General features: G+C 65.9%; 10 protein-coding genes. All 10 read left to right on the top strand.

Translation table 11 applies throughout. The features are described from left to right. The first annotated feature begins 38 nt into the window (after positions 1-38). The 10 genes from CYU89_RS09875 to CYU89_RS09830 all read left to right on the top strand — a co-directional run bounded on the left by CYU89_RS09875 (position 39) and on the right by CYU89_RS09830 (position 12,516). Positions 39-950 (top strand): Mu-like prophage major head subunit gpT family protein, encoded by a 912-nt coding sequence (locus CYU89_RS09875; RefSeq protein ID WP_296280559.1) that lies wholly within the window; start codon positions 39-41, stop codon positions 948-950. 73 nt (positions 951-1,023) lie between these two features. Then, positions 1,024-1,551 (top strand): hypothetical protein, encoded by a 528-nt coding sequence (locus tag CYU89_RS09870; protein WP_296280558.1) that lies wholly within the window; start codon positions 1,024-1,026, stop codon positions 1,549-1,551. A 3-nt stretch (positions 1,552-1,554) separates the two neighbouring features. After that, entirely contained in the window at positions 1,555-2,076 is a 522-nt protein-coding gene (locus CYU89_RS09865) for a DUF1320 domain-containing protein (protein WP_296280556.1), read from the top strand. Positions 2,077-2,105: 29 nt separating this feature from the next. Next, a complete protein-coding gene (locus CYU89_RS09860; RefSeq protein WP_296280555.1) occupies positions 2,106-2,525 on the top strand; it encodes a hypothetical protein in 420 nt (139 codons plus the stop codon). Next, on the top strand, positions 2,522-2,701 hold the full coding sequence (locus CYU89_RS09855; protein ID WP_296280553.1) for a hypothetical protein: 180 nt from the start codon (positions 2,522-2,524) through the stop codon (positions 2,699-2,701). Before CYU89_RS09860 ends, CYU89_RS09855 begins: the two co-directional genes overlap by 4 nt. Before the next feature lie 5 nt (positions 2,702-2,706). After that, on the top strand, positions 2,707-3,702 hold the full coding sequence (locus CYU89_RS09850; RefSeq protein WP_296280551.1) for a hypothetical protein: 996 nt from the start codon (positions 2,707-2,709) through the stop codon (positions 3,700-3,702). 146 nt (positions 3,703-3,848) lie between these two features. Further along, entirely contained in the window at positions 3,849-4,208 is a 360-nt protein-coding gene (locus CYU89_RS09845) for a hypothetical protein (RefSeq protein WP_296280550.1), read from the top strand. 50 nt (positions 4,209-4,258) lie between these two features. Next, a complete protein-coding gene (locus CYU89_RS09840; protein WP_296280547.1) occupies positions 4,259-4,570 on the top strand; it encodes a DUF1799 domain-containing protein in 312 nt (103 codons plus the stop codon). A gap of 42 nt (positions 4,571-4,612) precedes the next feature. Beyond that, complete coding sequence (locus tag CYU89_RS09835; RefSeq protein ID WP_296280546.1) at positions 4,613-9,187, top strand: tape measure protein; 4,575 nt, start codon at positions 4,613-4,615, stop codon at positions 9,185-9,187. Further along, complete coding sequence (locus CYU89_RS09830) at positions 9,187-12,516, top strand: hypothetical protein (RefSeq protein WP_296280544.1); 3,330 nt, start codon at positions 9,187-9,189, stop codon at positions 12,514-12,516. Before CYU89_RS09835 ends, CYU89_RS09830 begins: the two co-directional genes overlap by 1 nt. The last annotated feature ends 9 nt before the right edge of the window (positions 12,517-12,525 follow it).

Genomic DNA, 12,525 nt, shown 5'->3' with positions numbered 1-12,525 from the left:
GCTCTTCCACGCCCCTTCATCGATAAGGACCACGCAACATGTCCATCCTCAGCACCGCCCTGATCCAGGCCCTGTTCGTCGGCTTCCGCCGCGAGTTCCAGCAGGCCCTGACCGACACCCCCACCCACTGGCAGCAGATCGCCAGCGAAGTCCCCAGCACCACCAAGAGCAACACCTACGGCTGGCTGGGCCAGTTCCCGAAGTTCCGCGAGTGGATCGGCGCGCGCGTCCTCAAGGACATCGCCGCGCACGGCTATTCCATCGTCAACAAGGACTGGGAAACCAGCGTCGGCGTCAAGCGCACCGACATCGAGGACGACCAGGTCGGCGTCTACAGCCCGCTCTTCCAGGAGATGGGACGCGCCGCCAAGTCGCAGCCCGATGAGCTGGTGTTCCCGCTGTTGAAGGTGGGCCACACCACGCTGTGCTTCGACGGCCAGAACTACTTCGACACCGATCACCCGGTGTACCCCAACGTCGATGGCACGGGCGTGGCCGCGACGGTCGCCAATTGCGACATCGACCTGGTCGGTCGTCCCAACAACCCGATCTGGTATCTGCTGGACACCACCCGCGCGATCAAGCCGGTGCTGTTCCAGAACCGCAAGTCGCCCGTGCTGACCTCGATGACGAAGCTGGACGACGAAGGCGTCTTCATGAACAACGAGTTCCGCTTCGGCGTGGACTCGCGCAACAACGTCGGTTTCAGCTTCTGGCAGCTGGCCTATGCGAGCAACCAGCCGCTGACCGCCGCCAACTACGCCGCCGCCCGTGCCGCGATGATGGCGTTCAAGGCCGACGGCAACCGGCCGCTGGGCATCACGCCCAACCTGCTGGTGGTGCCGCCGCCGCTGGAAGGCGCCGCGCGCAAGATCCTGGTCAAGGACGAAAACGGCGGCAACGAGTGGACTGGTACCGCCACCCCGCTGGCCACGCCCTGGTTGGCGTAACGCTCACACCACGAAGTGCGCAGTGAGCCCCGGCAGGTGAGCCTGCCGGGGTCGCGCCAAGAGAGGGCACACCATGAAAGTCATCATCAAAGCCAGGGCCGAGCGCGGCTTCTATCGCTGCGGTCTGTTCTTCCCGCTTGAGGGTCGCGTGGTCGACGCAGAGCAGCTCACCGAAGAGCAGCGCGTGATCCTGGCCAAGGAACCGAACTTGCAGATCGCGCCGCTGTCGGATGCCGATGCCGAGCGCATCGCGGCCGAACAGCACGCCGCCGATACGGCTGCTGCCGAAGCCGCGCTCGCTGCTGCGACACCCGAGCAGCCCGTCGACGCCATCGTCCAGGTGGGCGACACCGACGTGTCTGTCCAGATCGTGGGCCAGTCGGAAGACGGCGCCCCGGTCGTCACCGATGAGAGCTTCAACGCGCTGCAGGCCGCCGCCGATGCGCAGGGCGCAGCTGACGCCGCCAAGGACGATGCGAGCAAGGACACCGCTGCCGCGCCGGACCAGGCGCCTGCAGCTGCTGCTCCGGCCCCGAAGCCTGCCGCGCCTGTGAAGGCACCGAAGGCTGCCGCCACCAACGGAAAGAAGGCGGGCAAGTAAGCCGTGTACGTCACGCCCGCTCAACTGGCTGATGGTGCCGATGCGCTCAGCGAGCTGTCGCAGCTCTACAACTGCGATGGCTCGCTGCTCGCCCTGGTCATCGCCCAGGGCGATACCAGCGGGTGGCCCGCCGACGAGGTGGCCGTGTCCGTGGATGCGCTGGCCAGCATCGAGCGCTTCATCGTGCAGGCCGATGGCGAGGTGGACGCGCGCCTGGCGCAGCGGGGTTATCCGCTGCCACTGAGCGCTGCGCAGTTCCCGATCCTGACCGTGTGGGCACGCGCGATTGCGCGCTATCACCTGCATCGCCAGCGGGACAAGACCAGCGAGGAAACCGGCCGCATCGAGCGCGACTACCGCGACGCTCTACGTGCGCTCGACCAGGTTGCGGCCGGCAAGCTTTCCCTGGGCGTCAACGATCCCCTGGCGCCCACGCCTTCCGACCCTGACAACCCCGAGTCCGGGTCGACGCGCGTGGTCAGCAACGAACGGATCTTCTCGCGCAAGACGCTGGGGGCGCTGTGAGCGTCGGCCCGTATCCCGTCAACCTGGCCATGATCCGGCTTCGCGAGAAGGTGCCGGATCTGCGCAACAAGGTCGGCAATGCCGCCGACCTTCGCACCGCGCTGCAGGCCAAGCCCGCCACGTCGCCTGCGGCTTACCTGCAGGCCGAGGAGCGCGGCGGCCCGGTGAAGTACTCCGGACCGATCACCGTCCAGGACGTGGCCGTCAGCCTGCAGCTGGTGCTGTTCTTCCGCAGCGCCAAGGGTGAAGGCGATGGCACCGGCGCTCGCGAAGGGATGGATGCGCTGATCACCGCCACGCGCACCGCGCTGGTCGGCTGGGCGCCAGGTGATGCGTTCCAGGAGCTGAGCTTCCAGGCAGGGCGCGACGAGTACTACGACGGCGGCTGGCTGGTCAGCCAGCAGATCTATCGCTCCGGCTATCGAATCCAACACCAGGTACAGCCATGACCCAACCGCATCCGACTCCCACCAGCCACGGCGCATGGCGCGTCATCGACGGGAAGCTGGTCAACGAAGACGACAAGCCTGCAGCGCCGGCCAAGCCGGTGGCTGCAGCTGAAACGACGGCCGCCGCTGACAGCGTGCCGGACACCACTCACCGCAAGACCTCCACCAGGAAGTAACCGCTATGGCCCAGCCTCAACTCGAACAGTTCACCAAGCGCGGCTTGGCGGTCGCCCTGCGCGCGGGCGGCACGCCTGGCGTTCCCGTCGTCCCGCTTCCCGCCAGCAACGGTGTGATGCTCTTCAACGGCCAGTCCGGCACCGAGTTCGATCCCATCGAACGCGAGGTGGACCGTCCGTTCTTCGGCGGTACGCCGTTCGCCGTCGGTGCCAAGCGGGCCTTCATCGAAGGCGAGTTCGAGCTGTACCCGCCGGCCACGCCTGGTGCGGCCGCCACAAGCGATGCGGACTGCGGCGTACTGCTGCTGCCTGCCGGCATGACGGCCGTCAAGAACGCGGTGGCCAAGACCACGCGCTACAACCCGATCAGCAGCGCCATCGCGATCAGCGACGATTACTGGTGGCATGCGGGCCTGCTCAAGAAAGTGCAGGCCGCGCGCCACAACATCACCGGCCTGATCTTGGAAGTGGGCAACCGCTTCCGTGGCAACGTCCGCATCCAGGGCGACTACACCGACGTGGAAGAAGCCGCGCTCCCGGCCATCGTGCTGCCGGAGACGGTGCCGGTCGTGGCGCGTGCCGACAACACGGTCACGACGATCACCACCCTGCCCGGTGGTGTGGCGGGCGCTCCACTCAACGTGTGGGCCAAGTCGCTGGCCGTGGACTTCGGCAACCAGATCCAGCAGAAGGAATACACCGAGCACAAGGAAACCGGCATCACCAGCCGTCAGCCGACCTGGACGCTGCGGGTGGCCAAGACCTCGCTGGCTGACTTCGACCCGTGGGCCGTGCGCGACGCCGGCACGCTGCTGACCGCCTCGCTGCGCCTGACACAGGCAGCGAACATCTACAGCGAGCTGGGCGTGCGTGGCCAGATCGAGCAGATCAACGAGGTTGACATCGACGGCGACTACGGCTGGGAGCTGAGCGGCCGCTGCATCCCGAGCAGCGCGGGTGGCGACGAGTTCTACATCGAGTTCGGCGACGCCACGCCCTGATCGATCGATCTTTCCCCGAGGTACTTCAGCCCCGCCATGTGCGGGGCTTTTCTTTGGGCGTCACTAACGCGCGTTAGTCCCAAGCCGCGCGCGCGCGAAGGCATCTTGGCATGGCTCTACCGAAACCCCTTCCCAAAGGACATTCCATGCTCAAGCTCAAGAAAACCGCCGAGGTGACCCGGTCCGTCAAGGTCCGGCTGCCCACCGAGAATCCCAACGCCTTCAACGAAGGCACCATCACATACAAGGCCAAGATCAAGACCAAGGACGAACTGGCTGATCTGTCCGAGCGCGGTTACACCGATCAGGAGTACGTGGACGAGCTGCTGACCGAAGTGGGCGGCCTCGGCAACGAAGAAGGTCAGCCGATCACCGGCGACGACGCGCTGCGCGAAGTGAAGACCGGTGTGTGGTCGGTCTACCTGATCGGCGCGATCCTGCAGGACTACTTCGAACAGTACGGCGACGCGCGCGTAAAAAACTCCAGGCCGTCGCGCGGGCGCTGATCTCCGGTGGGAAGGGTCCACGTGCTGGTGACGGAGATCGGGATGACGAGTTGCCCGATCCCGGCACCAGCACGGCGGACTTTCTCCGGCCACGCGACGGCAGTGACGAAGACCAGGCAGAAGACCAGGTCATCGAAGTCGAAGTTTTGGAAGACAACTGGTCGACCGTTGAAGTGTTCGGTCGCTGCCAGCCCAACTGGATCGTCGGCCTCGGCGGCGCGTCTTACGCCGGCATCACCGCAACAGAGATTGAAGCCGCGTGTCGGCTTCTGCAGATCCCAACGGCCCAGTGGCCGGATATCAGCCAGGGCGTCCGTGTGATGGCGCTGGCCAGCGCCGAGGAATACCGGCAAAAGCGATAAGCGCCTGGGGGCAATGTGACCGACCGACTTGTAACACTGCGATTGACCGCCGATGGTCGCGGCGTTGCGCCTGGCGTGCGCGTTGCCAATGCCGAGCTGGACAAGCTCGGGGCCACGGGCCAGGCGGCAGGCAAGAAGGCCCAGCAGGGCATCAAGGGCGTCAACGAGGAGATCGAGCGCACCGGCCGCAGCGCGGGCATGGCCGAGACCATGCTCAAGCGCTTCCTGGGCGCGGCGGCAATTGCCCAGGCGCTGGTCATGGCTGGTCGCACCGCCGATGCCTATGCCGACATCGTGGGCAAGCTGCGCCAGGTCACCACGGGCGAGCGAGATCTCGCTGCCGCCAAGGCGACCACGTTCAACATCGCTCAGCGCTACTTCCAGAACCTGGACGCGACCGTGACGCTGTACGGCCGCGCCACGCGTGCCCTGCAGGAGTACGGATACGGCCAGGAGAAGGCTGCCAAGCTGACCGAGACCGTCGCCGCCGGTCTGCTGGTCGACCGGGCCAGCGTTTCCGAGTCGTCCAGCGCCATCCTGCAGCTGAGCCAGGCGCTGGGTGCCGGCGCGCTACGCGGCGAAGAGTTCAACGCCATCGCCGAGGCGGCGCCTTCCCTGATGAAGGCTCTGGCAGATTCTCTGGGCGTGCCGCGAGGCGCGTTGAAGAAGCTGGCCGAGGAAGGCCAGCTCACCATCGACGTGCTGGTGGACGCATTCACGGGCGAGCAGTCGGCCATGCTGGCCGCGAAGGCCAGCGAGGTGCCGCTGACCATTGGTCGCGCCTGGCAGCAAGCCAAGAACGAAGCGCTGCGATACGTCGGCGAGGCCGATCAGGGCATTGGCGCGTCGGCGGCCGTCGCCGCCGGCATCGCGCTGCTGAGCCAGAACCTGGGCGTGCTGGTCACCGTGGCCACGCTGGCGGCCACCGTGATCGCAGCCAACCTGGTGCAGAAAGGTCTGCGCGCTGCGCAAGCTGCGTGGGTGGCGCAGTCCACGGTCGTCAACGTCACCACGGCCAGCTACCTCACGCACAGCGGCATCGTCACCACGACCACCGCCAACACCGTGCGTCTGACCGCTGCGCAGACAGCGGCGGCCGTAGCCAGTCGTGGCCTGGCTGCGGCGCTGGCGTTCGTGCAGGCCAATCCCATCATGCTGGCGGTCACGGCCGTGGTGCTGCTGGCGGGTGCATTCTGGCAGGCCGGCCGCGCGGCCGAGCAGGCCAAACAGGAGGCGGCCGAGCTGCAGGAACGTGTGGTGATGGCCAGCGACGCCTACGCCGACTTCTCCAAGACTCCCACCTTCCAGGGCATCGCAGATCTCAAGGCGGCAGACGACGCGTTCAAGGAACTGAGCGAATCCGTTGTGGCGGCGCAGGAGCGGATGCGCGAGGCGCATGAGAGCTACCTGCGTGTGACGGCAAAGACCGGCGATACCAGCGCCACTGCTCGGCGTGGCGTCGATGAGGCCACGGCGGCCTATGAGAAGCAGGCTGGCCAGCTGCGTGCGCTGACGGAAGCACGTGCGGCTGCCGATGCCGCCGCTCTAAATGAACTGCAGCGGTTGGCGGGCCTGACGGAAGTCAGCGAGGAAAGCCAGAAGACGCTTGCGGACTTGGCGCAGCGGAAGCGCGAAGGTTCGATCACGGGCCGGGAACTTACCGAGACGCTCGCACAGGTAGCTACGGCCGAAGGCAATGCCGAGCGGGCTGCCTATTTGCTGGCAAACGGCATAGACGTGGCCAAGCAGAAGTCCAGTGATTTCTCCAAGGTCCTGCAAGGGATGGATAGCGACCTCAACAGTGCCATCGTCAACCTGGTGCGCTTGCAACAGGGGCAGTATCAAGCGTACCTGGTGCAGCAGGGCATGGAGATCAACGCCAAGGGTGGCGTGGACGCAATGCTTCCCGATGAACGACGGAAGTTCAATGAGAGGGCGGCTGCCTACAAGAGAGTCCTTGAGGAAACTGCGGCCGAGCAGGAAAAGGCCAACGCCGCCAGCAAGGCCGGTACCGCCGCAACGCGCGAGGCAGCCAAAGCCACCCGTGACCACGCACGCGACCTTGAGCAGCAGCAGAAGGCCCAGCAGCGCTACACCGAAGAGGTGGAGCGCATGGAGGCCGAGCTGCAGGGCCCTGTGCGCCTGGCCGAGGTGGAGCACGCCCAGCGGATCGCGGAAATCAACCGCGAGCTGGCGGCCAAGAACATCACCCAGGCCGATGCAACGCGCCTTCAAACGGCCTACGAAGCGCAGTTGAAGAAGACCACCGCTGAGCTGGTGAAGCAGCAGAACGCGCCCCAGGCGCTGCTGGACACCATGTCCGGCGAGATCCGCCTGCTGGGCATGGTCGGCATCGCGCGCGAGCGCTACAGCCGCCAGCTGCAGAACGAAACCGACATGCGGCGGGCCATCGCTGACGCTATCGCCGCTGGCGACGCCGGGCTGGCCAAGGACAAGGAACGCCAGGCGCAGCTGATCGCAAATGCGCGCGCGATGGCGGACTGGTCGCTGGCGGCCGAAGAGTCCGCACGCCAGGCCGAGGAGTGGGCCAACGTCTGGACGCGCGGCGTTGAGTCAGCGGCTGACGCGCTGACCGACTTCGTCATGTCGGGCCTGAAAGACTTCAAGTCGCTGGCCAGCTCGCTCAAGAGCATCGCCAAGCAGCTGGTCGGCGACCTGGTGCGGACGTTCCTGCAGCAGAAGATCGTGATCCCGATCCAGGCGCAGATCCAGCAGTCCATGTCGGGCCAGTCCGGCGGCGGCAACATCTTCCAGTCCATCATGGGCATGTTCAACGGCAACGGTTTCTCTGGCGGCGGCCAGAGCAACTGGCTGTCCACCATCGGCAACCTGTTCGGCGGCGGCAATGGCGGTGGCCAGGGCGCGGGTGGCTGGCTGTCCGCTTTCGGCAGTCTGTTCGGTGGTGGCGGTAGCGCCGCCAGCGCGGCAACCAGCGCCGGCACGACCTGGGGCGGCCTGGTAGGTATGGCCAACACCTCCACCGGCGTCACCGGCGCATCTGGCGCAGCTGCAGGCGGCGCCAGCGGCATGGCCTCGGCCATCCCGATCATCGGCTGGATCATCGCCGGCATGATGAAGAACGCAGAGCTGTTCGATCAGGGCTGGGACATCAACAACGGCGAGAGCTGGGCCGGCAAGGTGGCCACCCTGGGTGCCGTCGGCAATGCCGACAAGCTGTTCCGCTCGCTGGGTTTCAGCGACAAGATCAGCTCGATCCTGTCCGGCTCCTCGATCCACGCCAAGCTGTTCGGCCGCAAGAAGCCGCAGATCACCGCGCAGGGCATCACTGGCAACTACGGCTTCGGCGGCTTCGAAGGCCAGGCCTACGCCGACATCAAGCAGAAGGGCGGCTGGTTCCGCAGCTCGAAGTATTGGACCGAATACGCCGCGCTGGATAGCGAAGTCGACAAGGCATTCGAGGGCGCGATCCGTGCCGTGAAGCGTGGCGCCACGGATGTGGCCAAGAAGCTGGGCATCGACGTGAGCGGCCAGCTGGCCAACGTGCGTGTGAACATCGGCAAGATCAAGCTCGATGCCGATCCGGAGAAGGCGCAGCAGCAGATCGAGGCCGAGATCTCCAAGATGGTGGAGAGCCTGTCCGCCTCGGCGGTCCGCACCCTGGGCTTCGGTCGTCTCCTGGACAACGAGAACCCAGCCAGCGAGATCCTCACTGCCCTGCAGGCCAGCATCGTCCTGGTGACGGGCAGCGCCCAGGAGCTGGGCCGTGCCCTGCAGGACTGGGAGATCGAGAACGTCACCCGCGCGGTGGAGTATTTCAAGACGCTGGCCAGCGAGAACGGCACCAGCATTGCCGCCGAGATGGAACGCGTCGTCGGCCTGCTGGGCAACTACTCCAGCCTGATGACCGACGTGGATACGCAGCTGCGCACATCGGGCCTGAACGAGTTCCAGCGCCAGGCGTTGAACATCGAGCTGACGTACCGCGATCAGATCGCGGCCGCGAACGACTACGCCAAGGCCCTGGGCCTGACGGGTGCACGCGCCGAGGACCTGGCCAAGATCGAGCAGTTGCGTGCCTTGAACATGGCCACCCTGCAGCGGCAGATGGAAGAGCAGCGCAACAACGTGCTGGCCGATCTGTCGTTGGGCCAGTACTCCCCGCTCACGGATGCCCAGAAGCTGCAAGACGCGATGCAGCAGCTGCAGGCGGCTGTGGCGGCCGGCGACCTGGACAAGGCGTCCTCGCTCTCCAATACCGCCCTGGGCTTGGGTCGCAACTTGTACGCCAGCGGCACCGACTACAACAGCCTGTACGACCAGGTCACCGGCCTGATCGGCAGCATCGCGCTGCCCGAGCTGGACATGGACGACGGCACCACGATGGGCGATCTGGCCGACGAACTGCGTGCCCTGCCGGATGCGTTCGCCCAGGCGATGTTCGCGCTGCTGTACGACCCGGTAGGCCCGACCAAGCCGAATGGCGGCAACGCGCCAGCCACGCCCACCACGGGCAACGGCAACAACGGTGGCGGCTCGGTCTCCGATCCAACGGCGCATGACATCCTGCGCGACATCCGAGACCGCCTGAGCGGCGGAGCGCGCAACGATTTGGGCGTGCTGGAGATGTTGCGCTGATGGGCAAGATGCTGCTCCTGGAGGTCGGGGCTGGCCCACTGCCGGCGGTGACCGTGGTCACCTCGCCGCAGGGCACCTGGATGCCGAAGCCATACCAGGTGCCGCCACCGGAGGCGCCCGCCATGTTCGTGGTGACGCCCGTGCTGGGTGGCGTCCGAGTGACATGGAATGCAGTGCCCGAGCGCAATGCGATCTATGAGGTGGAGCGCGCGCCGGACAACGCCGGCTTGCCAGGCGTTTCGAAGGTCGTCTATAGCGGCGGAGACCTGGCCTACAACAGCAACGAATCCGGCCGGACGCACTGGCGTGTGCGCGCGAAGGTGCGTGGTCTGGTCGGTGCTTGGACAGCGTGGGCTGCACAGTCGCCAGACGATCCCCTGAACTACGTCGGTGGCAACGGCGTCAACCTGCTGCCGGACCAACTCAGCACGCTGGAAAGTCCGACGCTTCCGGTGACGAACAGCTACGGTCTGACGGTCGCACGTACGACGGTCGCGGCGAACACGAAGGTGGGATCGGGCGGCGCCTGGCAGCTGACGCGCAGCGGTGGCGGCACCACGGAGGGCTACCTGTACGTGGGCAATAGCCTCAACGTGCCCCGGACGCCCGGAAAGAAGTACATCGCCTCGTTCTGGTACAAGACCAGCGCCGCGAGTTTCCAGAAGACGCACGACCTGTTCGTGTGGGATGGCGTGACCACGCACATCGGTACTTCCGGCTGGGCGTGCATCGCCGACGGGACGTGGCGCCGTGCAGCCGTGTTGGTGGACCCGACGCCGTACACTTCACAGGCGATTGAATTCCGTATCGACTTCGACACCACCACCCTGGGCGACACCATCTACCTCGACGGCATCATGGTCGAGGAAGCGGTTGGCAACTTGGTGCAAGCCTCGGCCTACACGCGCGGCACCGCCAACGGCCTGTCTCTCGCAGCGCTGCTCGCCGCACAGAACGCCCAAGCAACCGCTGACAACCTGATCAACATCTACCGGCAGCCGACGGCGCCAGCCATCGGCGGTGCCGGCGCGGCGCTCGGGGACTACTGGCAGGACAGCGACGACGGGCGCTGGTGGTACTGCAACGGTTCCTCCTGGATCGAATCGACGGACAACCGGCTGCCGCAGGCGATCCTTGATGCCGCCGCTGCTCAGGGTGCAGCCAACACCGCCCAGCTGACGGCAAACACGCGTATGCGGGTGTTTGCGCAGGACGCGGCTCCGACCGCAACGCCTTTCATCGTCGGCGACACGTGGTTCCGCCCGAGCTACAAGGAGACGTTCTACTGGAACGGCACGGGCTGGTCTAAGCAGTCGGATAGCTTCGCGGAGGCCACCGACTCGCTGGTGTTCAACCCCAGCTTCGAGCAGGCCGACCTGTACTGGAACAAGGACGGCGGTTTCTACACCGAGACCAACGCTGCAGCGTTGAGCGGCACGAAGCTGATGGTGTTCAGCGCGTCTCTGGGTGTCGCCAATGCGCGGTGCGTCAACGCCAAGTCCATCCAGGTGCGTCCTGGCCAGGTGATCGCCGTCATCGGGTGCGTCGGCAGGTGGCAGAACATCGCTGCTGGCGAAGGTGCCATCGGCCTGGTCTTCTACGACAAGGATGGCGTGTTCATTGGCGAGAAGAACATCTCCTGGTCCACCGCGCCGTCGACGGGCCAGAAAGCCGATGCGTACTGGCGAACGATTACCGGCAAGATCACCGTGCCCTATGGTGCGGTGAGGGCGCACGCCAACATCATCGTGACCGGTGGCACCGCAGGCTTCTGGGTGTTCGACAACATCCGCCTCGCATTTCAGGACGATCAGCCCCGCGCGATCGGCAGCGGCGAGAGCTTCGTCCCGAACGGCAACTTCGGCCAGAACAAGGGCCAATATCCGATTGCGCAGTACCTGCCTATCCAGGGCGAGTTCGTCGCAGATGGCTGGATGAATGACAGCATCGGTGGCGCCTATACCGGCGCGGTGTCGGTCGGCCTGGAGGCGTTTGCATCCGGCAATCAGATGCAGCTCTTCATCGGCGACGCGGGCGGGACTGCAAGCCCCGGCTCCAACCAGGTGTACGTCCGGACTGGCGACCGGTTCGCTGTGGAGCCTGGCGAGAAGTTCATCGTGCGGTCCGAAGGCGTCGTTGATATCGGCACGCCGCGCCCGGCCGGCATCGACATCTTCACGTACGTCGGCCTGAACTTTTACAACAAGGACGGTGCCGACATCGGCTACGGCGGCCGCCAGGCGCTGAACCATGCCGGCTACTGGCTGACCGAGAACCTGGTGACCATCCCGGCTGGCACCGCCTACGTGCGTCCCATCGTCGGTGTGCAGTGGAACAACACCACCGGAGCCAACGTGGCGATGCCGTGGGCCACAACGCACGCGCGCTTCCGCCAGTGCAACATCCGCCGGCAGACGACGCTGGACCAGAACGTCATAACAGACGGCACGACCTACGGGCGGACGGCCAATGTGGATCTGGCGATGGATGCCGGCGTGCGGCGTATCGGCCTGAACGTGCGCGGCAGCCGCATCATCCTGGCTGGCGCCCGCAACTCGCGTGCCTCCATCGTGGGTGGCGTGGCTGCGGTGCGAAATGTCACGGCGCTGAGCGCGAACAGCAGCGGCCAGGTGACAGTGAACGCGCACAACCTGGACATCAGCGGCGAGGTGGTCACCTACAACACAGTGACCAATGCGGTGACCGGCCTGACGCAGGGCGTTACCTACGTCATCTTCACGTTGGACCCGTTCCTCGACGGCGGCACGCGCACCTACTACGCGCAAACGAGCGTCTTGACAGCACAGCAATCCGGCGAAGGCGCGGTGTTCATCGGCAACGTCACGATCCCGACCAGCGGCACGGGTACCGGTGGCGGCCCGGGCACAGGCAATCCGGGCGACTGGTGCGTCGACATCGACACTGTGCTGCCGGATGGCCGCCTGGTGCGCGGCCTGCAGGTGGGCGACCTGGTGCCCTGCATCGACGTGCGCGCGCCAGGCGCAGAGATCGAGTTGCACCAGGTGCGAGCAATCAGCATCGGCGAGGAGGCCTGCTATCGCCTGGTGACCACGTCGTTGGCCAGCATCGTCCAAAGCGCTTCCACGCCGATGGATCTGCCTGACGGCCGCATCAAGCGCACGACCGAAATGCTTGGACAGCGCGTCGTCGTACAGCGCGCTGGCCAGCTCACCGAGGAGCTGGTGTGCGACCTGCAGTTCGTTGGCCGCCGCCAGGTGGTCAAGGTCGATCTCGGCAATCGCATGTTCCTCGCTGGTGAGTCGGCACAGGCCGTCATCGCCACCCACAACGCCCAGTACAAGCCGTAGGAGGCACCC

This window comes from Pseudoxanthomonas sp. (assembly GCF_002863005.1).
Taxonomy (GTDB): Bacteria; Pseudomonadota; Gammaproteobacteria; order Xanthomonadales; family Xanthomonadaceae; genus Pseudoxanthomonas_A.
Note: the sequence above shows the minus strand (reverse complement) of the source record. Positions and strands in the feature narration are given on the sequence as shown.